Genomic DNA, 22,251 nt, shown 5'->3' on the forward strand with positions numbered 1-22,251 from the left:
TCGTGGTCGCCGGCCTGGTCGGCTACTCGGTCGGCAGCGCCTCCCACGCTCCCGAGCGCCAGGTCGAGGCCTTCCTCGACGACCTCAGCGCCGGCCACGTCGACGACGCCCTGACCGCTGCCGGCATCCGCCACACGAAGTCCGACGTGCTGCTCACCGACGCCGCGTACGCCAAGGCGACGGGGCGTGTGACCGGCTACCGCGTCGCCGCCGTCGAGCGCAGCGGCGACACCGCGACGGTCGGCGTCTACCTCACGCAGGCGGGGCGCCGGGTCCCCGCGACGTTCACGCTCGAGCAGGTCGGCACCGACTGGGGCGTCTTCCCGCGCTGGGAGCTCCGTGCGCCGACGCTCGGTGCGGTCGACGTGGTCGTGGCGGGGCCGCCGAGGACGGCGGTCGCGGTCGCCGGGCAGCGCACGAGCACGGACTCCTCCGGCGCGGTGACCCTGCGGGCGCTCCCGGGCACGTACGACGTCGCCGTGGACGGCGGCAAGTGGTTCTCGGCGAAGGCCACCACGACCAGGGTCCTCGGGTTCGGCGACACCGGCTCGAGCCCGGTCTCGATGACCGCGTCCCTCACCGACGCCGGCAGGCAGGCGGCCACGGCGGCGGTGGACGCCTGGGTGGACGGCTGCATCGCCTCGACCGAGACGGCTCCGAGCGGCTGCAGCTTCTACGCCTACGGCGAGAACCCGGCGAACACCTACACGAACCAGAAGTGGACGCTCGACACCCGTCCCACCGTGCAGGTCGACGGCTGGCTGAGCAAGGGGTGGATGGTCACGACGTCCTCCTTCGGCTCGGCGACGTTCACCGCGGCCTTCACCGGCCCGGCCGGCACCGGCACGGCGACGGCCGGCCCGATCAACGTGAACGCGAGCGGCTACGTCACCGGCTTCTCGGACGCCGGTGCCACCTTCGTCTCGGCCATCGGCAACGGTTCGTCCGACACCGGTTCCTGACGCCGGCCAGCGTGGCCGACACCCTCGGTCGCACCCGGCCGGGAGGCCGTGGTCACCACCCCGAGACCCGGCGGCTCGTCGGGGTGGCCGGCCCCGGGGAGCGCCCCGCGCCCAGCGGGACTGACCGGCCGTGGTGGTGTTCGCCCACGGCCGACACCACGGGCCTCCAGGGCGACGCGCCCGGATTGATTTCACCCGGTGACGCAGGTAGTCTCATCTGGGTGTGCGCCCTCGGGCGCGCCCTGAAAGTCCGGCTGGTCGATGACCACGACCGGACAGTCCGCCCCCGGACCACGATCTGCCACTTCAGCGGTCGTCTGCGTGGGCGAGGATGCCGACGGACCGCGTCGGCCAGAGAACACGAGCGAGAACCAGGAGAACAGTTGCCTACTATTCAGCAGCTGGTTCGCAAGGGTCGTACGCCCAAGGTCGTCAAGACCAAGGCGCCGGCACTCAAGGCGAACCCCCAGCAGCGTGGTGTGTGCACCCGCGTCTACACCACCACCCCCAAGAAGCCCAACTCGGCACTGCGCAAGGTCGCTCGTGTGAAGCTCTCGAACGGCACCGAGGTCACGGCCTACATCCCGGGTGAGGGCCACAACCTGCAGGAGCACTCGATGGTGCTCGTCCGCGGCGGTCGCGTGAAGGACCTCCCCGGCGTGCGCTACAAGATCATCCGTGGCGCCCTCGACACGCAGGCCGTCAAGAACCGTAAGCAGGCGCGTAGCCGCTACGGCGCGAAGAAGGGTTAGTCCGATGCCTCGTAAGGGTCCAGCCCCCAAGCGCCCCGTCGTCGCAGACCCCGTCTACGGCGCACCGATCGTCAGCCAGCTCGTCAACAAGATCCTCCTCGACGGCAAGAAGGGCCTCGCCGAGCGCATCGTCTACGACGCGCTCGAAGGTGTCTCGTCGAAGAACGGCCAGGACGCCGTCGTCACGCTGAAGAAGGCGCTCGACAACGTCCGACCGACCCTCGAGGTCCGCAGCCGCCGCGTCGGTGGCTCGACCTACCAGGTCCCGGTCGAGGTCAAGCCGCACCGTGCGAACACGCTGGCGCTCCGCTGGCTGACCTCGTACGCCAAGGCCCGTCGCGAGAAGACGATGACCGAGCGTCTCATGAACGAGATCCTCGACGCCTCCAACGGCCTCGGTGCCGCTGTCAAGCGTCGTGAGGACACCCACAAGATGGCCGAGTCGAACAAGGCCTTCGCGCACTACCGCTGGTAGTCACCGGCATCGTCAGGGTGCCGGTGGTCAAGAACCCCGGCGCCCTGACGGACGCCATCTCTCCTACAACTCTCCCGGAGGAACCCTGTGGCACAGGACGTGCTCACCGACCTGAACAAGGTCCGCAACATCGGCATCATGGCGCACATCGACGCCGGCAAGACCACGACCACCGAGCGCATCCTGTTCTACACGGGCATCACGCACAAGATCGGTGAAGTCCACGACGGCGCAGCCACGATGGACTGGATGGCGCAGGAGCAGGAACGCGGCATCACGATCACGTCGGCCGCGACCACCTGCTTCTGGGACAACAACCAGATCAACATCATCGACACCCCCGGGCACGTCGACTTCACGGTCGAGGTGGAGCGCTCGCTCCGCGTCCTCGACGGTGCCGTCGCCGTCTTCGACGGGAAAGAGGGCGTCGAGCCCCAGTCGGAGACCGTCTGGCGCCAGGCCGACAAGTACAACGTCCCGCGCATCTGCTTCGTCAACAAGATGGACAAGCTCGGCGCGGACTTCTACTTCACCGTCGACACGATCGTGAACCGCCTCGGCGCGGAGCCCCTCGTGCTGCAGCTCCCGATCGGTGCGGAGTCCTCCTTCGAGGGCGTCGTCGACCTGGTCGAGATGCGTGCACTCACCTGGCGCGGCGACGCGAAGGGTGACGTCCAGATGGGCGCCAAGTACGAGATCGAGGAGATCCCCGCGGACCTCGCCGACCGTGCTGCGGAGTACCGCGAGAAGCTCATCGAGCGCGTGGCCGAGGCCAACGACGAGCTCATGGAGCGCTACCTCGAGGGCGACACGGACTTCTCGGTCGCCGAGATCAAGTCCGCGATCCGAACGCTGACCGTCAACAGCGACATCTACCCGGTCCTCTGCGGTTCCGCGTTCAAGAACCGTGGCGTCCAGCCGATGCTCGACGCGGTCATCGACTACCTGCCGTCGCCGCTCGACGTCCCGCCGATGATCGGTCACGACGTCAAGGACGAAGAGAAGGAGATCATCCGCAAGCCGGAGGCCTCCGAGCCCTTCTCCGCGCTGGCCTTCAAGGTCGCCGTGCACCCGTTCTTCGGTCGTCTGACCTACGTCCGCGTGTACTCCGGCCACATCGAGTCCGGTGCACAGGTCATCAACTCGACCAAGGGCAAGAAGGAGCGCATCGGCAAGATCTTCCAGATGCACTCCAACAAGGAGAACCCGGTCGACAACGTCACCGCCGGTCACATCTACGCGGTCATCGGCCTCAAGGACACGACCACGGGCGACACGCTCTGCGACCCGCAGGACCAGGTCGTCCTCGAGTCGATGACGTTCCCGGAGCCGGTCATCGAGGTCGCGATCGAGCCGAAGACCAAGGCTGACCAGGAGAAGCTCTCCACGGCCATCCAGAAGCTCGCCGAAGAGGACCCGACGTTCCGCGTCGAGCTCAACGCCGAGACCGGTCAGACCACGATCAAGGGCATGGGCGAGCTCCACCTCGACATCCTGGTCGACCGCATGAAGCGTGAGTTCCACGTCGAGGCCAACGTCGGCAAGCCCCAGGTGGCCTACCGCGAGACCCTGACGAAGGTCGTCGAGCGCTACGACTACACCCACAAGAAGCAGACCGGTGGCTCCGGTCAGTTCGCGAAGGTGCAGATCGCGCTCGAGCCCATGGAGGTCACCTCCGAGAAGGTCTACGAGTTCGTGAACGCCGTCACCGGTGGTCGCATCCCGCGTGAGTACATCCCGTCGGTCGACGCCGGCATCCAGGACGCCATGCAGGTCGGCATCCTCGCCGGGTACCCGACGGTCGGCGTGAAGGCCATCCTCAAGGACGGCGCGGCGCACGACGTCGACTCGTCCGAGATGGCGTTCAAGATCGCCGGCTCGATCGCGTACAAGGAAGCGGCTCGCAAGGCCGGTCCCGTGATCCTCGAGCCGATCATGGCCGTCGAGGTCCGTACGCCCGAGGAGTACATGGGCGACGTCATCGGTGACCTGAGCTCCCGTCGTGGCAACATCGCCGCGATGGAGGACGCCTCGGGCGTCAAGGTGGTCCGCGCGAGCGTGCCGCTGTCCGAGATGTTCGGCTACGTCGGGGACCTTCGTTCGAAGACCTCCGGTCGTGCCGTCTACTCGATGACCTTCGAGACCTACAACCAGGTCCCGTCGAACGTCGCCGAGGAGATCGTCGCGAAGGCCAAGGGAGAGTAACGCTCCTCCGAGCGTGTTCTCCACAGGCGGGGGCGCCCGGCGACGGGCCCCTCGCCACCAAGTAAAGTACAGACACACACACCGCGGACCAACGGAGCAGCACCCCGACAGGGATGCCTCCGGGGGTGTCGCATCCGAGTCCTGAGGAGGACCCACAGTGGCCAAGGCCAAGTTCGAGCGCACCAAGCCGCACGTCAACATCGGAACCATCGGTCACGTCGACCACGGCAAGACGACGCTCACGGCGGCGATCACCAAGGTTCTGCACGACCAGTACCCGGACCTCAACGAGGCCCGTGACTTCGCACAGATCGACAACGCTCCCGAAGAGCGCCAGCGCGGCATCACGATCAACATCTCGCACGTCGAGTACCAGACGGAGAAGCGCCACTACGCGCACGTCGACGCTCCTGGTCACGCTGACTACGTGAAGAACATGATCACCGGTGCGGCCCAGATGGACGGCGCGATCCTCGTGGTCGCCGCCACCGACGGTCCCATGCCCCAGACGCGTGAGCACGTGCTGCTCGCTCGCCAGGTCGGCGTGCCCTACATCGTCGTCGCGCTGAACAAGTCCGACATGGTGGACGACGAGGAGATCCTGGAGCTCGTCGAGCTCGAGGTCCGTGAGCTCCTCGGCTCGCAGGAGTTCGACGAGGACGCCCCCGTCGTGCAGGTGTCGGCGCTCAAGGCGCTCGACGGCGACGAGAAGTGGGTCAAGTCCGTCCAGGACCTCATGGCCGCTGTCGACGAGAGCGTGCCGGACCCCATCCGCGCCACCGACCAGCCCTTCCTGATGCCGATCGAGGACGTCTTCACGATCACCGGTCGTGGCACCGTCGTCACCGGTCGCGTCGAGCGTGGCGAGCTGGACCTCAACTCCGAGGTCGAGATCGTCGGCATCAAGGCGACCCAGAAGACCACGGTCACGGGCATCGAGATGTTCCGCAAGCTGCTGGACAAGGCAGTCGCCGGTGACAACACCGGTCTGCTCATCCGTGGCCTCAAGCGCGAAGACGTCGAGCGCGGCCAGGTCGTCGTGAAGCCGGGTTCGGTCACGCCGCACACCGAGTTCAAGGCGAACGCGTACATCCTGAACAAGGAAGAGGGCGGCCGTCACAACCCGTTCTACGCGAACTACCGCCCGCAGTTCTACTTCCGCACCACGGACGTCACCGGCGTCATCACGCTGCCCGAGGGCACCGAGATGGTCATGCCCGGCGACACCGTCTCGATGACGGTCGAGCTGATCCAGCCGATCGCCATGGAGGAGGGCCTCCGTTTCGCCATCCGTGAGGGTGGCCGCACGGTGGGTGCCGGTACGGTCGAGACGATCATCAAGTAACTCTCGTTCCCAGCGTCAGCGGGGTCGGGCCTTCGGGCTCGGCCCCGCTTTCGTCGTCTCGGGGCGCGACGGACGCGCAATGCGACGTTTCCTGCTGCCCCGAGCAGGCACGACGTGTTTGCTCGGTCGAGTGACACGTCTCCGCAGATCCAAGACCAACGGTCGTGGCTACCACCGGGTCCGCAGCGGGCAGGGGTACTCCTACCGCGACCCCGACGGCAACACCGTCACGGACCCCGAGGTGCGCCAGCGTCTCGACGAGTTCGTCATCCCGCCCGCGTGGGACGACGTCTGGATCTCGCCGTACGAGAACGGCCACATCATCGCGACCGGCTTCGACGGCGCCGGCCGGCGGCAGTACATGTACCACCCGTCCTGGCGGGACCGGATGGACAAGATCAAGTACGACCGAGCGCTGGCCCTCGCCGAGTCCCTGCCCGCGGCCCGCCGCATGGTCACGCAGGACCTCCGCCGACCGGAGCCGGACCAGCGTCGGTCCCTCGCGGCGGCGTTCCGGATGCTCGACCAAGGGTCGCTGCGGGTCGGGTCCGAGCGGTACGCGACCGAACACGGCAGCCGGGGCCTCTCGACGCTGCTCTGCGCGCACGCCAAGGTCTCCGGCGACGACATCGAGCTGTCGTTCCCCGGCAAGAGCCACCAGGAGTGGTCGTCCTCGATCCATGACGCCGACCTGGCGCGGGTGATCTCCGGGATGAAGCGACGCGGAGCGAACGCGCGGCTGCTGTCGTACCGCGTGGCCCGAGGCGCCGAGTGGGAGCCGCTGTCGGCCGAGGACATCAATGCGTACGTCAAGGAGCGCGCGGGCGACGAGTTCACCGCGAAGGACTTCCGGACGCTCCACGGCACGGTGGCCGCAGCGGTGGACCTCGCGAAGACGGGCCCGCAGACCGGTGTCGGCAAGCGGAAGAGCGCGGTGTCGCACGCGGTGAAGGCCGCGAGCGAGGTCCTCGGCAACACCCCGACCGTGGCGCGCGCCAGCTACATCGACCCCCGACTGCTCGACGCGTACGACCACGGCGAGACGATCGACCCGGCGAGACTGCACGCCGCCGAGTCCGAGGTCCGGGCGCTGCTGTACCGGCAATGAGCGGATCGGTCCCGCTCCGGGGCTGGATGACGTACCGTAGAACCTTGTGCCGTTCCACCCCCACGCGGCACGGAAGGACCCACACCAGTCGTGACAGACGAGTGCATCCACGGATTCCCCACGGAACTCTGCGACATCTGCGCCCCGCGCCAGCGTGACGTGCCGGAAGTCCCCAAGGCCCCAGCTCCGCGGCGAACCCGCGTGAGCACCTCCCTGCGTTCCACGCCCGGCGGTTCGCCCGCCCGTGCCAAGGCGACCGCCCTGCGCACCGCAGAGCCCGCGATGCCCGCTGCGCGGGTGTTCGGCGCGCTGCGCGCACACCACGTCACCCACATCGACAACTTCGACGGGATCGTCGCCGACCAGGCCATCGTCGCGGCCGACCAGGTGACGCCGTCCTACGACATCAGCAGCCCGGAGCTCCGCGCCTCCCGTGCCGAGGCCACTGCTCCCGACGGCTCGAGCGTCGCCGGCCACGTGCCGTTCTCGCTCTCGCCGGACGGCGCACGCTGGGACGAGGTGCGTCGCGGCGCACTCGACGAGTCCCGGTGGTCCGACGCCGCCAGGAACGCCCGTGGTGTCGACTACGTCGTGCTCGTGGTCCCCACCGCGGCGTTCGGTGACTCCGTGATCCTGGCGGACACCGACGCCGACGCCGAGGACGCCCGGTTCGCCGTCGGACCCGAGGCCGCGGCGAACCTGCTGCGCCGCACGGACCTCACCGACCCGGACATGACCGGGCTCGAGGTCCTCGCGGGCCCGAGCGTGCCGTTCTCCGCCGTCGCGGTCATCGGTGTGCCGAACGACCGCGCACGCCACGCGGTGAAGGACATCCTCTCCGAGCACGGTGGCCACGCTCCCCGCGTCGCCGTCTTCCCGCCGTGGTTCGTCCCGCCGGTGGTCCCGGACGAGGACTAGGCACCCCGGACCGGGACGCCCCGGTCCACATCGCACCACCGAACGGACACGTCCCCATGCACTGCGTGGGGACGTGTCCGTTCGGTCGTCCAGCGGCGTCCCGGTGCCGCGCCGGACCGCACTGGCGGGGCGGAGACGAGCCGAGCCTCCAGGCCGACGGATCCGCGGCAGGACGGGGGAGGCGACCCGGTCGACGAGCGCGACACGCCCGGGTTGCACCGATGGCGGGGACATGCGAGACTTGTCCGGTTCCGAAATTCCGCGGGCGTTCGCGCCCGCCGGATCACTGCTCTGGCAGTGCACAACCCCCCTGTTCAGCAGGGCTGGGTTGGGCCGCAGGCAGCAGAACAGCTCGACTCCCACCACCATGCCGGTCCGCCGGTGTGCGGGAGGCGACACGTCCACGCGGGCCGGTGTGAGCACCAGCAGCACGTCCGCCCGCGCGGTTGACAGGAGAACAGCGGTCATCCCCAGTGGATGCGCCCGGTGATTCACGTAAACAGCCAGGTCCGCACAGGGCGGAACCCGGCGGTGTCAGGCGGCCTGAGGGTGCGCGGCGCAGAGAGGACAGAAGACATGGCGGGACAGAAGATCCGCATCCGGCTCAAGTCGTACGACCACGAGGTCATCGACACGTCGGCCCGGAAGATCGTCGACACGGTGACCCGTGCCGGTGCAACCGTGGTCGGCCCGGTGCCGCTCCCCACCGAGAAGAACGTGATCGCAGTGATCCGCTCTCCTCACAAGTACAAGGACTCGCGCGAGCACTTCGAGAAGCGCACGCACAAGCGGGTCATCGACATCGTCGACCCGACGCCGAAGGCCGTTGACTCGCTCATGCGTCTCGACCTGCCGGCCGACGTCAACATCGAGATCAAGCTGTAAGGGGGCTGCACTGATGGCGAACTCAACCAAGACCGTCAAGGGCCTCCTCGGCAAGAAGCTCGGGATGACCCAGGTGTGGGACGAGAACAACAAGTTCATCCCCGTCACCGTGATCGAGGTCGGCCCGAACGTGGTCACCCAGATCCGCAACGTCGAGCGCGACGGCTACGAGGCGATCCAGATCGCCGCTGGCCAGATCGACCCCCGCAAGGTGAACAAGCCGGCCGCTGGCCACTTCGAGGCCGCCGGGGTCACCCCGCGCCGCACCCTCACCGAGATCCGCACCTCCGACGCGGGCGAGTACACGCTGGGCCAGGAGCTCACCGTGGACGCCACGTTCGAAGCCGGCGCGAAGGTCGACGTCGTCGGCACGAGCAAGGGCAAGGGCTTCGCGGGTGTCATGAAGCGCCACGGCTTCCACGGCGTCTCCGCCTCGCACGGTTCGCACCGCAACCACCGCAAGCCCGGCTCGATCGGTGCTTCCTCGACCCCGTCGCGTGTCTTCAAGGGCATGCGCATGGCCGGTCGTATGGGTGGCGAGCGTGTCACCGTCCTCAACCTCACGGTGCACGCCGTCGACGCCGAGAAGGGTCTGCTGCTCGTCAAGGGCGCCGTCCCCGGTGCTCGTGGCCGCTCCGTCTTCGTCCGCACCGCCGTGAAGGGTAAGTGATCATGGCCACCACGATCGACATCCTCGACGCCTCGGGTGCCGTCTCCGGCACCGTCGAGCTCCCCGAAGCTCTCTTCGACGTCGAGACCAACGTCCCGCTGATCCACCAGGTCGTCACCGCGCAGCGCGCTGCGTCGCGTCAGGGCACCCACAAGACCAAGAACCGCGGCGAAGTCCGCGGTGCCGGTCGCAAGCCGTTCAAGCAGAAGGGCACCGGCCGCGCCCGTCAGGGTTCCGTCCGTGCTCCCGAGCACACCGGTGGTGGCGTCGTCCACGGACCGACCCCCCGCGACTACTCGCAGCGCACCCCGAAGAAGATGATCGCCGCAGCCCTGCTCGGCTCGCTCTCGGACCGTGCCCGCGGCGGCCGCATCTCCGCGGTGGAGGGCTTCGTCTCGGCTGAACTGCCGTCGACCAAGACCGCCCGCTCGCTCCTCGAGAAGGTCGCGCCCGTCAAGCACGTGCTCGTCGTCCTCGAGTCGGATGACGAGCTGACGCTCAAGAGCATCCGCAACCTGCCGAACGTCCACGCGCTCTCGTACGGCCAGCTGAACGCCTACGACGTCCTCGTGTCGGACGCCATCGTCTTCAGCAAGAGCGCCCTCGACGCCTTCATCGCGTCGAAGACCGCGAAGGAGATCACCGCATGAGCGGCTTCAACAAGGACCCGCGCGACATCATCATCTCGCCGGTCGTGTCGGAGAAGAGCTACGGCCTCATCGACCAGGGCAAGTACACGTTCATCGTGGACCCCCGTGCGAACAAGACCGAGATCAAGCTCGCGATCGAGAAGATCTTCAACGTCAAGGTCGCCGGCATCAACACGCTGAACCGTCCGGGCAAGACCCGCCGCACCAAGTTCGGTCTGGGCAAGCGCAAGGACACCAAGCGTGCCATCGTGACGCTCAAGTCCGGTTCGATCGACATCTTCACGGCTGTCGGCTGAGGACCAGAGGGATAAATCATGGCTATTCGCAACTACAAGCCCACGACCCCCGGTCGTCGTGGCTCCTCGGTCTCCGACTTCGCTGAGATCACCCGCTCGACCCCGGAGAAGTCCCTCCTGCGTCCGCTGCCCAAGACCGGTGGCCGGAACAGCTCGGGGCGGATCACCACCCGTCACATCGGTGGTGGCCACAAGCGCCAGTACCGCGTGATCGACTTCCGTCGTCACGACAAGGACGGCGTGGACGCCAAGGTCGCGCACATCGAGTACGACCCGAACCGCACGGCGCGCATCGCGCTCCTGCACTTCGTGGACGGCACCAAGCGCTACATCCTCGCGCCGAACAAGCTCAAGCAGGGCGACGTCATCGAGCAGGGCGCCGGCGCCGACATCAAGCCCGGCAACAACCTGCCGCTGCGCAACATCCCCGTGGGTACGGTCATCCACGCGATCGAGCTCCGCCCCGGTGGCGGCGCCAAGCTCGCGCGTTCGGCCGGCGCCTCGGTGCGTCTCGTCGCCAAGGACGGCCCCTACGCGCAGCTCCGTCTGCCGTCGGGCGAGGTCCGCAACGTCGACGCCCGCTGCCGCGCCACGATCGGCGAGGTCGGCAACGCCGAGCAGTCGAACATCAACTGGGGCAAGGCCGGCCGCATGCGCTGGAAGGGCGTCCGCCCGACGGTGCGTGGTGTCGCGATGAACCCGGTCGACCACCCGCACGGTGGTGGTGAGGGCAAGACCTCCGGTGGACGTCACCCGGTCAGCCCCTGGGGCCAGTCCGAGGGTCGCACGCGCAAGGCCAACAAGCCGAGCGACAAGCTCATCGTCCGCCGCCGTAACGCCGGCAAGAAGCGCAAGTAGGAGTTCAGAAGATGCCACGCAGTCTGAAGAAGGGCCCCTTCGTCGACGAGCACCTGCTTCGCAAGGTCGTCACGCAGAACGAGGCCAGCACGAAGAACGTGATCCGTACGTGGTCGCGCCGCTCGATGATCGTCCCGAACATGCTCGGACACACCATCGCGGTGCACGACGGGCGCAAGCACATCCCGGTGTTCGTCACCGAATCCATGGTCGGCCACAAGCTCGGCGAGTTCGCGCCGACTCGTACCTTCCGCGGTCACGTGAAGGACGACAAGAAGGGCCGTCGCCGCTGACGCGGCGACGAAGAGGAGGAACGAAATGGTGGAGTCGATCGCACGCGTGCGACACATCCGCGTCACTGCTCAGAAGGCCCGTCGCGTCATCGAGCTGATCCGCGGCAAGCAGGCCCACGAGGCCCTCGCCATCCTGAAGTTCGCCCCCCAGGGCGCTTCGGAGCCCGTGTACAAGCTGGTCGCCTCGGCGATCGCCAACGCACGTGTCAAGGCGGACTCGACGAACAGCTTCCTGGACGAGCGCGACCTCTACGTGAGCCGCGTCTTCGTCGACGAAGGAACGACCCTCAAGCGGTTCCAGCCGCGTGCCCAGGGCCGTGCCTTCCGGATCAACAAGCGCACCAGCCACATCACGGTGGTCCTCGCGACCCCTGACGAGGCCGAGGCCGCTGCCGCGACGAGCAAGAAGGCGAGCAACTAATGGGCCAGAAGGTCAACCCGTACGGCTTCCGCCTCGGGATCACGACGGACCACGTCTCGCACTGGTTCACCGACAGCACGAAGGTCGGGCAGCGCTACGCCGACTACGTCGCCGAGGACATCAAGGTGCGTCAGTACCTGAAGAAGACCCTCGACCGTGCAGGCGTCGCCCGCATCGAGCTCGAGCGCACCCGTGACCGTGTCCGCGTGGACATCCACACGGCGCGTCCGGGCATCGTCATCGGTCGCCGCGGCGCCGAGGCCGAGCGCATCCGCGGTGAGCTCGAGAAGCTCACCAAGAAGCAGATCCAGCTCAACATCCTCGAGGTCAAGAACCCCGAGACCGAGGCCCAGCTCGTCGCGCAGGGCATCGCGGAGCAGCTCAGTGCTCGTGTCGCGTTCCGTCGCGCCATGCGCAAGGGCCTCCAGGGTGCACAGCGCGCCGGTGCGAAGGGTGTTCGCATCCAGGTCGCCGGCCGTCTCGGCGGCGCCGAGATGTCCCGCTCGGAGTTCTACCGCGAGGGCCGCGTGCCCCTGCACACGCTCCGCGCCAACATCGACTACGGCTTCTACGAGGCCCGGACGACGTTCGGTCGCATCGGCGTGAAGGTCTGGATCTACAAGGGCGACATCACGAACAAGGAGCTCGCTCGCGAGCAGGCGAACCAGCGTTCGTCGCGCCCGGAGCGTCGCGGCGGCCCGCGTGGCGACCGCAACGACCGTGGCGACCGCGGTGACCGTCGTGGCGGCGACCGCGGCGGCCGTGAGCAGCAGGCCCCGCAGGACGCGCCGGCCGGCGCAGGAGTTGAGGCGTAACCATGCTTATCCCCCGTCGAGTCAAGCACCGCAAGCAGCACCACCCGAAGCGTTCGGGTCAGGCCACCGGTGGCACCAAGGTCTCCTTCGGTGACTACGGCATCCAGGCCCTGACCCCCGCCTACGTGACCAACCGTCAGATCGAGTCCGCTCGTATCGCGATGACGCGTCACATCAAGCGTGGCGGCAAGGTGTGGATCAACATCTACCCGGACCGCCCGCTCACCAAGAAGCCTGCTGAGACCCGCATGGGTTCCGGTAAGGGTTCGCCCGAGTGGTGGGTCGCCAACGTCAAGCCGGGTCGTGTGCTCTTCGAGCTCTCCGGCGTGAGCGACGAGGTCGCTCGCGAGGCACTGACCCGTGCAATTCACAAGCTGCCCCTCAAGGCACGCATCATCAAGCGCGAGGAGGGCGACGCATAATGGCGATCGGTTCCAAGGAGCTCCGTCCGACGGAGCTCGACACGTTCGAGAACGAGCGTCTCGCTGACGAGCTGAAGAAGGCCAAGGAGGAGCTGTTCAACCTCCGCTTCCAGTCGGCCACCGGCCAGCTGGAGAGCCACGGCCGTCTCCGTGCCGTCAAGCGCGACATCGCCCGGATCTACACCGTCCTCCGCGAGCGTGAGCTCGGCATCCGTGCCACTCCTGCGCCCGTCGAGACCGCAACCAAGGCCAAGAAGACGACCAAGAAGGCTGAGAAGCCCGCTGCGTCGACCGAGGCCGAGACCGCCGAGGAGAACTGATGGCGAACGAAGAGAAGGACTCCGCCGCCCTCACCCGCGGCTACCGCAAGACGCGCCGCGGTTACGTGACCAGCGACAAGATGGACAAGACCATCGTCGTCGAGGTCGAGGACCGCGTGAAGCACGCCCTCTACGGCAAGGTCATCCGCCGCACCTCCAAGGTGAAGGCACACGACGAGGCCGGCTCGGCCGGTGTCGGCGACCTCGTCGTGATCAGCGAGACCCGTCCCCTCAGCGCGTCCAAGCGCTGGCGCCTGGTCGAGATCCTCGAGAAGGCCAAGTAGGCCTCGCGGCCCGCTTGCGGAAATAGGAGACAGCAGTGATTCAGCAGGAATCCCGCCTGAAGGTCGCCGACAACACGGGTGCCAAGGAGATCTTGACCATCCGCGTTCTCGGTGGCTCGGGTCGTCGCTACGCCGGACTCGGTGACGTCATCGTCGCCACGGTGAAGGACGCCATCCCCGGCGGCAACGTGAAGAAGGGTGACGTCGTGAAGGCGGTCATCGTTCGCACCAAGAAGGAGACCCGTCGTCAGGACGGCTCCTACATCAAGTTCGACGAGAACGCGGCAGTGATCCTCAAGGCCGACGGCGACCCGCGCGGAACGCGCATCTTCGGTCCGGTCGGTCGCGAACTTCGCGACAAGAAGTTCATGAAGATCATCTCGCTCGCGCCGGAGGTGCTGTAAGCCATGGCGAACATCAAGAAGGGTGACCTCGTCCAGGTCATCACGGGCGCCACGCAGGCGCGTGGCGGTGACCGTGGCAAGCAGGGCAAGGTCATCGAGGTCCTCAAGGACAAGAACCGGGTCGTCGTCGAGGGCGTGAACTTCGTCACGAAGCACGTCCGCGTCGGCCAGACGCAGCGCGGCTCCAAGACCGGTGGCATCGAGCAGCACGAAGCCTCGATCCACGTGTCGAACGTCGCGATCGTCGACCCCACCACGAAGAAGCCGACCCGCGTCGGCTTCCGCACCGAAGAGGTGGAGAAGGACGGCGTCAAGAAGACCGTCCGCGTCCGCTACTCCAAGAAGTCTGGTGAGAAGCTCTGATGACTGACACGACTGCCGCGACGGCTGACAAAGTCCAGCCGCGCCTGAAGCAGAAGTACAAGGACGAGATCAAGGCGACGCTGACCGAGCAGTTCGGGTACGCGAACGTCAACCAGGTCCCCGGCCTGGTCAAGGTCGTCGTCAACACCGGTGTCGGCGAGGCAGCTCGCGACTCGAAGATCATGGACGGGGCCATCAAGGACCTGACCGCGATCACGGGTCAGAAGCCGCAGGTCACGATGGCCCGCAAGTCCATCGCGCAGTTCAAGCTGCGTGAGGGCCAGGCCATCGGCGCGCACGTCACCCTCCGTGGTGACCGCGCGTGGGAGTTCCTGGACCGCCTGGTCTCGCTCGCACTTCCCCGTATCCGCGACTTCCGTGGTCTCAGCGACCGCCAGTTCGACGGCAACGGCAACTACACGTTCGGTCTCTCGGAGCAGAGCATGTTCCACGAGATCGACCAGGACCGCATCGACCGTGTCCGCGGGTTCGACATCACCGTCGTGACCTCCGCGAAGACGGACGACGAGGGACGCGCACTGCTCAAGCAGCTGGGCTTCCCGTTCCGCTCGACCGAGCAGACGGTCTAAGCTACTCCGGGTGATGCGGGCCGGAGGATCAACGTCCTCCGGCCCGCACGCACGAACACACAGACTCCGGGGAATCGCCCTGGAGTCACTCGATCGCTCAGGTCGGCATTCGTGGAACGGGTGTCGAAACCAGGCGAAGAACGGAATCACATCATGACGATGACCGATCCGGTCGCAGACATGCTGACCAGATTGCGGAACGCGAACTCGGCGCACCACGACGCCGTCTCGCTTCCGAGCTCCAAGCTCAAGACGACCATCGCTGACATCCTCAAGCGCGAGGGCTACATCAGCGAGTGGAAGGTGGAGGACGCCCGCGTGGGCAAGACCCTCACCATCGAGCTGAAGTACGGCCCCGAGCGCGAGCGCTCCATCGCCGGCATCAAGCGCGTGTCGAAGCCCGGCCTCCGGGTCTACGCGAAGTCGACGGAGATCCCCCAGGTCCTCGGTGGCCTCGGTGTGGCGATCCTGTCGACCTCCTCGGGTCTCCTGACCGACCGCGAAGCCGAGCAGAAGGGCGTGGGTGGGGAAGTCCTCGCCTACGTTTGGTGATCGAACATGTCTCGAATCGGACGTCTTCCCATTGACATCCCCGCAGGCGTGACCGTCTCCGTCGACGGTCAGAACGTCGCGGTCAAGGGCCCGAAGGGCGAGCTCGCGCTCGTCATCGCGGAGCCCATCCAGGCCAGCGTCGACGAGAACCAGGTCCTCGTCACGCGTCCGGACGACGAGCGCACGTCGCGCTCGCTGCACGGCCTGACCCGCACCCTGATCGCGAACCAGATCATCGGCGTCACCCAGGGCTACTCCAAGGGCCTCGAGGTCGTCGGTACCGGGTACCGCGTCGCAGCGAAGGGCTCGAACCTCGAGTTCGCCCTCGGCTACTCCCACTCGATCACCGTCGAGCCGCCGGCAGGCATCAGCTTCACGGTGGAGGGCAACAACAGGGTCACCGTCAACGGCATCGACAAGCAGGCCGTCGGCGAAGTGGCGGCCAACATCCGCAAGCTGCGGAAGCCGGAGCCCTACAAGGGCAAGGGTGTCCGTTACGCCGGCGAGAACGTGCGCCGCAAGGCCGGAAAGTCAGGTAAGTGATCATGGCCATCGGAACTCGTACTCGAGGCAAGAGCAAGGCGGCCGCCAAGGCCCGCCGCCACAACCGTCTCCGGAAGAAGATCACCGGGACCGAGACCCGTCCCCGTCTCGCCGTCACCCGTTCGTCACGTCACGTGTTCGTCCAGGTCATCGACGACACCAAGGGTCACACCCTCGCCAGCGCATCGACGATGGAGGCCGACCTCCGCTCGTTCGACGGCGACAAGACCGCCAAGGCGCGCCGCGTCGGCGAGCTCCTCGCCGAGCGTGCGAAGACCGCCGGTGTGGACGCCGTCGTGTTCGACCGCGGTGGTAGCAAGTACGCCGGTCGCGTCGCCGCGATCGCCGATGGTGCCCGTGAAGGAGGGCTGAACCTGTGAGCGACATCGCGAACAACAGCAACGCCGAAGAGACCCCGGCCGTCGACGAGACGACCAGCGTCGAAGAGACCGCGACCGCGTCCGTGGACGAGTCGACCAGCGTCGAGGAGTCCGCCAGCTCGGACGAGACGACCAGCGCCGACGAGACCGCGACCGCCGACGAGGCGACCAGCGAAGCAGCCCCGAAGGGCAAGGAGGCGGAGGCAGCTGCCCCCGTCGCCGAGCGTCCCGTCGAGACCGCCGCCGGTTCCGCGTCGAACAACCGCGACTCGGCCGACAACCGTGGCCGCCGTGGTGGCGGACGTGACCGTCAGCAGGGCCGTGACCGTGACAAGCGAGGCGGCGACAGCCAGTTCCTCGAGCGCGTCGTCACGATCAACCGCGTCTCCAAGGTCGTCAAGGGTGGTCGTCGCTTCAGCTTCACCGCACTCGTCGTCGTCGGTGACGGCAACGGGCTCGTGGGTGTCGGCTACGGCAAGGCCAAGGAAGTCCCCACGGCGATCTCCAAGGGCGTCGAAGAAGCCAAGAAGAACTTCTTCCGCGTCCCGCGCGTCGGCAACACGATCCCGCACCCGGTGCAGGGTGAAGCCGCCGCTGGCGTCGTCCTCCTGCGTCCGGCCGGCCCCGGTACCGGTGTCATCGCCGGTGGTCCGGTCCGCGCCGTGCTCGAGTGCGCCGGCATCCACGACGTCCTGAGCAAGTCGCTCGGTTCGTCGAACACCATCAACATCGTGCACGCCACGGTCGAGGCCCTCAAGCAGCTCGAGGAGCCTCGCGCCGTCGCAGCACGTCGTGGCCTCGACATCGACCACGTCGTGCCGGCTCGCCTGCTCCGTGCCGAGGCCGCTGCGCGTCACGCCGCGAACGAGAAGGCAGGTGCCTGATGGCCATGCTGAAGATCACGCAGACGAAGTCCGTCATCAGCGAGAAGCAGTACCAGCGCGACACGCTCCGCAGCCTGGGTCTCAAGCGCATCGGCCGTACGGTCCTGCGTGAGGACAACTCCCAGAACCGCGGGTACGTCGCCACGGTGGCGCATCTCGTGAAGGTCGAGGAGGTCGACGCATGAGCGACGAGAAGAACGAGCGCGTCCAGATCCTGAAGGTGCACCACCTTCGTCCGGCCGCTGGCTCGAAGAAGGACCGCACCCGTGTGGGTCGCGGTGAGGGCTCGAAGGGCAAGACCGCAGGCCGCGGTACCAAGGGCACGAAGGCCCGGTACCAGGTCCGCGTCGGCTTCGAGGGTGGGCAGATGCCGCTGCACATGCGCACCCCGAAGCTCCGCGGGTTCAAGAACCCGTTCCGCGTCGAGTACCAGGTCGTGAACCTGGACAAGCTCGCGGAGCTCTACCCCAACGGCGGCGACGTCACCATCGCGGACCTGGTCGCCAAGGGCGCCGTCCGCAAGAACGAGAAGGTCAAGGTTCTCGGTCAGGGTGACATCGACGTGAAGCTCACCGTCACGGTCGACAAGGTCTCGGGCTCCGCCCAGACCAAGATCGCGGCAGCGGGCGGCACCGTCACCGAGTAGTCCCCCGTCCGGCGGCCCGTGTGCATTGCGCACGGGCCGCCGTTACGGTTTCCTTGATGGAGGCCCGGAACGCTCCGCCAGACAGGCTGGCGGTCACCGGGCCACGCGGTCGGCGCTTCCGGCCACGGGCGACCACGCCCGGCACGACTGGCCAGTCCGGTCCCAGAAGTTCGGAGTTCTCGTGTTCAGAGCGGTCGCGCGCATCATGCGCACCCCCGACCTTCGGAAGAAGATCGGCTTCACCCTCGCGATCATCGCGCTGTTCCGGCTGGGGTCGTACATCCCGGCACCGTACGTCGACTACGCGGCGGTCCAGACCTGCCTCGCGAGCGCCTCGTCCTCGGGCGGTCTCTACGACCTGATCAACCTGTTCTCCGGCGGCGCGCTGCTGAAGCTCTCGGTCTTCGCGCTCGGCATCATGCCGTACATCACGTCGTCGATCATCGTGCAGCTGCTGCGCGTCGTGATCCCGCACTTCGACGCCCTCTACAAGGAGGGCCAGACCGGCCAGGCCAAGCTGACCCAGTACACGCGCTACCTCACCATCGCGCTCGGTGTGCTGCAGTCCACCACCCTGATCACGGTCGCGCGCTCTGGTCAGCTCTTCGGCACCAACGCCAGCGCCTCCTGCTCGTCGATCATCTCGAACGACAGCTGGTACGCGATCATGCTGATGGTCGTCACGCTGACCGCCGGCACCGGCCTCATCATGTGGATGGGTGAGCTCGTCACCGAGCGCGGCATCGGCAACGGCATGTCCCTCCTGATCTTCACGTCCATCGCAGCGCAGTTCCCCTCCGCGCTCTGGGCGATCGAGCAGTCGCAGTCGTTCGAGCTGTTCCTGTTCGTCATCCTGGTCGGCCTGGTCATCATGATGGCCGTCGTGTTCGTCGAGCAGTCGCAGCGACGGATCCCCGTGCAGTACGCCAAGCGCATGGTCGGTCGACGCACCTACGGCGGCAACAACACGTACATCCCGATCAAGGTGAACATGGCCGGCGTCGTGCCCGTCATCTTCGCCTCGTCGCTGCTGTACCTGCCGGCCCTGGTCGCGCAGTTCAACAAGCCCTCCGACGGCACCGAGCCCGCGGCCTGGGTCACCTGGATCGAGAGCAACCTCGTCTCCGGTGACAACTGGTTCTACATGGTGCTGTACTTCCTGCTCATCGTCGGCTTCACGTACTTCTACGTCGCGATCACCTTCAACCCCGAAGAGGTCGCCGACAACATGAAGAAGTACGGCGGGTTCATCCCCGGCATCCGTGCCGGTCGTCCCACCGCCGAGTACCTCGACTACGTCCTCACCCGGGTGACGCTGCCCGGTGCGCTCTACCTCGGTCTCATCGCGCTCATCCCGCTGGCAGCACTGGCGCTGTTCGGGGCGAACCAGAACTTCCCGTTCGGCGGCGCGAGCATCCTCATCATCGTGGGTGTCGGTCTCGAGACCGTGAAGCAGATCGACTCGCAGCTGCAGCAACGTCACTACGAAGGGCTCCTCCGTTGAGCGCACGTCTCATCATCGTCGGACCTCCCGGAGCCGGGAAGGGCACCCAGGCCGGCCGCATCGCCGAGTCCTTCGGGATCCCTGCGGTCTCCACGGGTGACATCTTCCGGAAGAACGTCACCGAGGGCACCCCACTCGGGGTCCAGGCGAAGGCGATCATGGACGCGGGCGACTACGTCCCGGACTCCCTGACGAACGAGCTCGTGAAGTCCCGCCTGCAGGAGTCCGACGCCGAGCAGGGCTTCCTGCTCGACGGCTACCCCCGCACGGTCGGCCAGGTCGAGTACCTCGACGCGCTCCTCGCCGAGCGCGGCACCGCGATCGACGCCGTCGTCCGCCTGGTCGCCGACCAGGACGCCCTCGTCGAGCGGCTCCTGAAGCGTGCCGACGAGCAGGGGCGCAGCGACGACAACGAGGAGACGATCCGTCGTCGCCAGCAGGTCTACGTCGAGCAGACCGCGCCGATCGTCGACGCCTACCAGCAGCGTGGGCTCGTGGTCGAGGTCGACGGCCTCGGTGCGATCGACGAGGTCGGCGACCGCATCCAGGCCGCGCTCGCCTCGCGCGGGCTCGCCGCCGCGGTCTGACCCGCGTGGTCCGGTTCCGCAAGCCGTCGATCTACAAGACCCCGGACGAACTCCGGGCGATGGTACGGCCAGGCATCCTGACCGCAGCGGCGCTCGACGCCGTCCGGTCCGCGATCCGGCCGGGCATCACGACGGGGGAACTCGACGCGATCGCCGAGCGCACGATCCGCGACGGTGGCGGCGTGCCGAACTTCCAGCTCGTGCCGGGGTACCGGCACACGCTGTGCGTCTCGGTGAACGACGAGATCGTGCACGGGATCCCCGGTGAGCGGGTGCTGCAGCCCGGCGACCTCGTGTCGGTGGACGCCGGCGCCGAGGTGGACGGCTGGAACGGGGACAGCGCGTTCACGACCGTCGTCCCCGGTGGCGACGCCACGACGACGGCGGCGCGGCAGCAGCTCTCGGACACGACCGAGCGCTCGCTGTGGCACGGCATCGCGGCGCTCGCCACCGCCAAGCACCTGCACGAGGTGGGTGACGCCGTGGAGGACGCCGTCGACGAGACGGGGACGTGGGGCATCGTCGAGGACTTCACCGGTCACGGCATCGGAAGGTCCATGCACGAGGACCCGCCCGTCTTCAACCACCGTGTCCGCGGCGGCGGTCCTGCCGTGCGCCCCGGGCTGGTCGTGGCGATCGAGCCGATGGTCACCGCCGGCACGATCGAGAACACCACGGACGACGACGACTGGACGGTCCGAACCCAGGACGGGTCCGACGCCGCCCACTGGGAGCACAGCGTCGCGGTGCACGCCGCCGGCGTCTGGGTGCTGACAGCCGCTGACGGCGGTGCTGCCGGGCTCGCACCGCTCGGCGTCACGCCGGTCCCGATCCCGTAGCCACCGCCTCCAGGCCGCTGACGGTGCGCGGACGGGCCGGACCAGCCGGACGTACCGGACTGGAGGCTCGGAGCCGCTCCGCCCCGCGGCCGTCAGTTCCCGACGGAGCAGGTCTGCTCCGCGGCGCTCTGCCCGGTGATGGTCGACGGCAGGGCCGTCGGGGTGGCCGCCGTCCCCGCGTCCGTCCCGGTGCCGGCGGACGGTGCGGTCGTGGTCGGAGCCGCTGCCGGCGCCGACGGTGCGGCACTCGGGCTCCCCGCGGCCGCCGACTGGTCCTCGGATGCCCGGCCCGTCGACGAGTCGCCGAGCGTGGTCTTCTCGTCCGTCTGCAGGGCCACGTTGAGCGCGTGGGCGGTCGTCTGGTCGACGATGACCCGGGCACTGTCCGCCGGGTCGTCGACGACGGGGTACTGCACGAAGAGCATGTTCGCCGTGCTCATGCCGCGGAGCATCCCAGCCAGCCCGACGAGGGTCTGGGCGCGGTTCAGGCCGTCGGAGAGCACGACGTTGTGCAGCGCGGCGCCGGCGAGCTTGTAGAGCGTCACCGGGTTCGACAGGGTGCCGTCGGACGTCACCTTGCGCAGGAGCGAGGACAGGAACACCTGCTGCGAGCTGATGCGCGCCAGGTCGCTGCCGTCGCCCACGCCGTGACGGCTCCGCAGGAACGCGAGCGCGTCGGAGCCTTGCAGCGCGTGGGAGCCGGCGGCCAGGTGCAGGCCCGTGTACGTGTCGTCGATGGGCTTCGCGACGCAGACGTCGACGCCACCCAGGGCGTTCGACATCTCGATGACGCCGTCGAACGTGATGAGGCCCGCGTACGGGATGCTCAGGCCGGTGAGGTTCTCGACCGTGTCCACGACACAGGAGACCCCGCCGTTGCCGAGCGCCGTGTTGAACTGCGCGGACGCCGCCGCGGGGTAGCTCGTGCCGGTCTCCGGGTTGCTGCACGCCGGGATCGGCACCATCAGGTCGCGGGGGAAGCTGACCGCCGTGAGCTGCTGGTGGTCCTGCGAGACGTGGATGAGCATCGTGACGTCGTTGCGGGCGCCCTCGACGTCCTCGTCGGAGTCGAACTGTCCGACGCGGGTGTCGCTGCCGATGAGCAGGATGTTCGCGCCGCCCTTGATCGCGGTGATGTCGGCGGTCTTCGCGGTGCTCTGGTCGTCCGTGCTCAGCTGCACCGACGTCGGAGCGCTCGCGAGCTGGGCGCCGGCGATGGCCGCGACGCTCGTGCCGCTGACCAGGACGACGGCGACGGCGGACGCGACGACGCCCACGAG

The 22,251-nt window shown here is 67.8% G+C and carries 31 protein-coding genes; 30 read left to right on the top strand and 1 reads right to left on the bottom strand.

The window, feature by feature from the left end; genetic code table 11:
• The 30 genes from OXR63_RS16745 to map form a co-directional block, all read left to right on the top strand.
• Positions 1-962, top strand: a 962-nt coding sequence (locus OXR63_RS16745) for a hypothetical protein (protein WP_267425148.1), incomplete at its 5' end; no start/stop codon positions are given.
• A gap of 383 nt (positions 963-1,345) precedes the next feature.
• Positions 1,346-1,714 carry a 30S ribosomal protein S12 gene (gene rpsL / locus OXR63_RS16750; RefSeq protein ID WP_058728453.1) on the top strand — a complete coding sequence of 123 codons (369 nt, stop codon included), beginning with the start codon at positions 1,346-1,348 and terminating at the stop codon, positions 1,712-1,714.
• 4 nt (positions 1,715-1,718) lie between these two features.
• Positions 1,719-2,189: a 30S ribosomal protein S7 gene (gene rpsG, locus OXR63_RS16755; RefSeq protein WP_144760634.1), complete on the top strand. Its 471-nt coding sequence runs from the start codon at positions 1,719-1,721 to the stop codon at positions 2,187-2,189.
• A gap of 87 nt (positions 2,190-2,276) precedes the next feature.
• Entirely contained in the window at positions 2,277-4,394 is a 2,118-nt protein-coding gene (fusA, locus tag OXR63_RS16760; RefSeq protein WP_267425167.1) for an elongation factor G, read from the top strand.
• Positions 4,395-4,551: 157 nt separating this feature from the next.
• A complete protein-coding gene (gene tuf / locus OXR63_RS16765) occupies positions 4,552-5,739 on the top strand; it encodes an elongation factor Tu (RefSeq protein ID WP_071276770.1) in 1,188 nt (395 codons plus the stop codon).
• 130 nt (positions 5,740-5,869) lie between these two features.
• Positions 5,870-6,847: a DNA topoisomerase IB gene (locus OXR63_RS16770; RefSeq protein WP_267425169.1), complete on the top strand. Its 978-nt coding sequence runs from the start codon at positions 5,870-5,872 to the stop codon at positions 6,845-6,847.
• Positions 6,848-7,048: 201 nt separating this feature from the next.
• On the top strand, positions 7,049-7,765 hold the full coding sequence (locus OXR63_RS16775; RefSeq protein ID WP_267425172.1) for a DarT ssDNA thymidine ADP-ribosyltransferase family protein: 717 nt from the start codon (positions 7,049-7,051) through the stop codon (positions 7,763-7,765).
• A gap of 576 nt (positions 7,766-8,341) precedes the next feature.
• Positions 8,342-8,650, top strand: a complete 309-nt coding sequence (gene rpsJ / locus OXR63_RS16780) for a 30S ribosomal protein S10 (RefSeq protein ID WP_017885534.1) — start codon at positions 8,342-8,344, stop codon at positions 8,648-8,650.
• A gap of 13 nt (positions 8,651-8,663) precedes the next feature.
• The gene (gene rplC, locus OXR63_RS16785; protein WP_071276767.1) at positions 8,664-9,320 is read left to right on the top strand and encodes a 50S ribosomal protein L3; all 657 of its coding nucleotides are present in this window, start codon (positions 8,664-8,666) and stop codon (positions 9,318-9,320) included.
• A gap of 2 nt (positions 9,321-9,322) precedes the next feature.
• A complete protein-coding gene (gene rplD, locus OXR63_RS16790; protein ID WP_194659358.1) occupies positions 9,323-9,970 on the top strand; it encodes a 50S ribosomal protein L4 in 648 nt (215 codons plus the stop codon).
• Positions 9,967-10,266, top strand: a complete 300-nt coding sequence (rplW, locus tag OXR63_RS16795) for a 50S ribosomal protein L23 (RefSeq protein WP_056121415.1) — start codon at positions 9,967-9,969, stop codon at positions 10,264-10,266. Before rplD ends, rplW begins: the two co-directional genes overlap by 4 nt.
• A gap of 18 nt (positions 10,267-10,284) precedes the next feature.
• Entirely contained in the window at positions 10,285-11,124 is an 840-nt protein-coding gene (gene rplB / locus OXR63_RS16800) for a 50S ribosomal protein L2 (RefSeq protein ID WP_071276763.1), read from the top strand.
• An 11-nt stretch (positions 11,125-11,135) separates the two neighbouring features.
• Positions 11,136-11,417 carry a 30S ribosomal protein S19 gene (rpsS, locus tag OXR63_RS16805; RefSeq protein WP_071276761.1) on the top strand — a complete coding sequence of 94 codons (282 nt, stop codon included), beginning with the start codon at positions 11,136-11,138 and terminating at the stop codon, positions 11,415-11,417.
• 25 nt (positions 11,418-11,442) lie between these two features.
• Positions 11,443-11,838 carry a 50S ribosomal protein L22 gene (gene rplV, locus OXR63_RS16810; protein WP_071276759.1) on the top strand — a complete coding sequence of 132 codons (396 nt, stop codon included), beginning with the start codon at positions 11,443-11,445 and terminating at the stop codon, positions 11,836-11,838.
• A complete protein-coding gene (gene rpsC, locus OXR63_RS16815; RefSeq protein ID WP_056121423.1) occupies positions 11,838-12,653 on the top strand; it encodes a 30S ribosomal protein S3 in 816 nt (271 codons plus the stop codon). The genes rplV and rpsC overlap by 1 nt, the downstream gene beginning before the upstream one ends.
• 2 nt (positions 12,654-12,655) lie before the next feature.
• Positions 12,656-13,075: a 50S ribosomal protein L16 gene (rplP, locus tag OXR63_RS16820; RefSeq protein ID WP_071276757.1), complete on the top strand. Its 420-nt coding sequence runs from the start codon at positions 12,656-12,658 to the stop codon at positions 13,073-13,075.
• A complete protein-coding gene (gene rpmC / locus OXR63_RS16825; protein ID WP_071276756.1) occupies positions 13,075-13,395 on the top strand; it encodes a 50S ribosomal protein L29 in 321 nt (106 codons plus the stop codon). Before rplP ends, rpmC begins: the two co-directional genes overlap by 1 nt.
• Entirely contained in the window at positions 13,395-13,679 is a 285-nt protein-coding gene (gene rpsQ / locus OXR63_RS16830; protein WP_071276754.1) for a 30S ribosomal protein S17, read from the top strand. Before rpmC ends, rpsQ begins: the two co-directional genes overlap by 1 nt.
• A gap of 35 nt (positions 13,680-13,714) precedes the next feature.
• Positions 13,715-14,083 carry a 50S ribosomal protein L14 gene (rplN, locus tag OXR63_RS16835; RefSeq protein ID WP_017885523.1) on the top strand — a complete coding sequence of 123 codons (369 nt, stop codon included), beginning with the start codon at positions 13,715-13,717 and terminating at the stop codon, positions 14,081-14,083.
• Positions 14,084-14,086: 3 nt separating this feature from the next.
• Positions 14,087-14,446, top strand: coding sequence for a 50S ribosomal protein L24 (gene rplX, locus OXR63_RS16840; RefSeq protein WP_267425199.1), 360 nt, complete (start codon positions 14,087-14,089; stop codon positions 14,444-14,446).
• On the top strand, positions 14,446-15,036 hold the full coding sequence (gene rplE / locus OXR63_RS16845) for a 50S ribosomal protein L5 (protein WP_267425201.1): 591 nt from the start codon (positions 14,446-14,448) through the stop codon (positions 15,034-15,036). Before rplX ends, rplE begins: the two co-directional genes overlap by 1 nt.
• A gap of 153 nt (positions 15,037-15,189) precedes the next feature.
• Positions 15,190-15,588 carry a 30S ribosomal protein S8 gene (gene rpsH / locus OXR63_RS16850; protein WP_071276748.1) on the top strand — a complete coding sequence of 133 codons (399 nt, stop codon included), beginning with the start codon at positions 15,190-15,192 and terminating at the stop codon, positions 15,586-15,588.
• Between the two features lie 6 nt (positions 15,589-15,594).
• Positions 15,595-16,131, top strand: a complete 537-nt coding sequence (gene rplF / locus OXR63_RS16855; protein WP_071276743.1) for a 50S ribosomal protein L6 — start codon at positions 15,595-15,597, stop codon at positions 16,129-16,131.
• 2 nt (positions 16,132-16,133) lie between these two features.
• The gene (gene rplR, locus OXR63_RS16860) at positions 16,134-16,511 is read left to right on the top strand and encodes a 50S ribosomal protein L18 (RefSeq protein ID WP_071276741.1); all 378 of its coding nucleotides are present in this window, start codon (positions 16,134-16,136) and stop codon (positions 16,509-16,511) included.
• Between the two features lie 83 nt (positions 16,512-16,594).
• Entirely contained in the window at positions 16,595-17,395 is an 801-nt protein-coding gene (gene rpsE / locus OXR63_RS16865) for a 30S ribosomal protein S5 (RefSeq protein WP_267425211.1), read from the top strand.
• Complete coding sequence (gene rpmD / locus OXR63_RS16870; RefSeq protein ID WP_083393236.1) at positions 17,395-17,580, top strand: 50S ribosomal protein L30; 186 nt, start codon at positions 17,395-17,397, stop codon at positions 17,578-17,580. Before rpsE ends, rpmD begins: the two co-directional genes overlap by 1 nt.
• A complete protein-coding gene (gene rplO / locus OXR63_RS16875) occupies positions 17,577-18,041 on the top strand; it encodes a 50S ribosomal protein L15 (protein WP_071276739.1) in 465 nt (154 codons plus the stop codon). Before rpmD ends, rplO begins: the two co-directional genes overlap by 4 nt.
• 181 nt (positions 18,042-18,222) lie before the next feature.
• Positions 18,223-19,545, top strand: a complete 1,323-nt coding sequence (gene secY / locus OXR63_RS16880) for a preprotein translocase subunit SecY (RefSeq protein WP_194626380.1) — start codon at positions 18,223-18,225, stop codon at positions 19,543-19,545.
• Complete coding sequence (locus tag OXR63_RS16885; protein WP_267425205.1) at positions 19,542-20,132, top strand: adenylate kinase; 591 nt, start codon at positions 19,542-19,544, stop codon at positions 20,130-20,132. Before secY ends, OXR63_RS16885 begins: the two co-directional genes overlap by 4 nt.
• A 5-nt stretch (positions 20,133-20,137) precedes the next feature.
• Entirely contained in the window at positions 20,138-20,971 is an 834-nt protein-coding gene (map, locus tag OXR63_RS16890; RefSeq protein ID WP_267425207.1) for a type I methionyl aminopeptidase, read from the top strand.
• Between the two features lie 92 nt (positions 20,972-21,063).
• Here the strand turns inward: map and OXR63_RS16895 are convergent.
• A partial coding sequence (locus tag OXR63_RS16895) for an LCP family protein (protein WP_267425209.1) occupies positions 21,064-22,251 on the bottom strand: 1,188 nt, incomplete at its 5' end.

It is taken from the genome of Curtobacterium sp. GC_Cur_3 (assembly GCF_026544205.1).
Taxonomy (GTDB): domain Bacteria; phylum Actinomycetota; class Actinomycetes; order Actinomycetales; family Microbacteriaceae; genus Curtobacterium.

Excerpts from the sequence above, each read along its gene's own strand:
- rpsG (WP_144760634.1), top strand. The coding sequence starts at position 1,719 with ATGCCTCGTAAGGGTCCAGCCCCCAAGCGCCCCGTCGTCGCAGACCCC.
- rpsJ (WP_017885534.1), top strand. The coding sequence starts at position 8,342 with ATGGCGGGACAGAAGATCCGCATCCGGCTCAAGTCGTACGACCACGAG.
- rplC (WP_071276767.1), top strand. The coding sequence starts at position 8,664 with ATGGCGAACTCAACCAAGACCGTCAAGGGCCTCCTCGGCAAGAAGCTC.
- rplD (WP_194659358.1), top strand. The coding sequence starts at position 9,323 with ATGGCCACCACGATCGACATCCTCGACGCCTCGGGTGCCGTCTCCGGC.
- rplW (WP_056121415.1), top strand. The coding sequence starts at position 9,967 with ATGAGCGGCTTCAACAAGGACCCGCGCGACATCATCATCTCGCCGGTC.
- rplB (WP_071276763.1), top strand. The coding sequence starts at position 10,285 with ATGGCTATTCGCAACTACAAGCCCACGACCCCCGGTCGTCGTGGCTCC.
- rpsS (WP_071276761.1), top strand. The coding sequence starts at position 11,136 with ATGCCACGCAGTCTGAAGAAGGGCCCCTTCGTCGACGAGCACCTGCTT.
- rplV (WP_071276759.1), top strand. The coding sequence starts at position 11,443 with ATGGTGGAGTCGATCGCACGCGTGCGACACATCCGCGTCACTGCTCAG.
- rpsC (WP_056121423.1), top strand. The coding sequence starts at position 11,838 with ATGGGCCAGAAGGTCAACCCGTACGGCTTCCGCCTCGGGATCACGACG.
- rplP (WP_071276757.1), top strand. The coding sequence starts at position 12,656 with ATGCTTATCCCCCGTCGAGTCAAGCACCGCAAGCAGCACCACCCGAAG.
- rpmC (WP_071276756.1), top strand. The coding sequence starts at position 13,075 with ATGGCGATCGGTTCCAAGGAGCTCCGTCCGACGGAGCTCGACACGTTC.
- rpsQ (WP_071276754.1), top strand. The coding sequence starts at position 13,395 with ATGGCGAACGAAGAGAAGGACTCCGCCGCCCTCACCCGCGGCTACCGC.
- rplX (WP_267425199.1), top strand. The coding sequence starts at position 14,087 with ATGGCGAACATCAAGAAGGGTGACCTCGTCCAGGTCATCACGGGCGCC.
- rplE (WP_267425201.1), top strand. The coding sequence starts at position 14,446 with ATGACTGACACGACTGCCGCGACGGCTGACAAAGTCCAGCCGCGCCTG.
- rpsH (WP_071276748.1), top strand. The coding sequence starts at position 15,190 with ATGACGATGACCGATCCGGTCGCAGACATGCTGACCAGATTGCGGAAC.
- rplF (WP_071276743.1), top strand. The coding sequence starts at position 15,595 with ATGTCTCGAATCGGACGTCTTCCCATTGACATCCCCGCAGGCGTGACC.
- rplR (WP_071276741.1), top strand. The coding sequence starts at position 16,134 with ATGGCCATCGGAACTCGTACTCGAGGCAAGAGCAAGGCGGCCGCCAAG.
- rpmD (WP_083393236.1), top strand. The coding sequence starts at position 17,395 with ATGGCCATGCTGAAGATCACGCAGACGAAGTCCGTCATCAGCGAGAAG.
- rplO (WP_071276739.1), top strand. The coding sequence starts at position 17,577 with ATGAGCGACGAGAAGAACGAGCGCGTCCAGATCCTGAAGGTGCACCAC.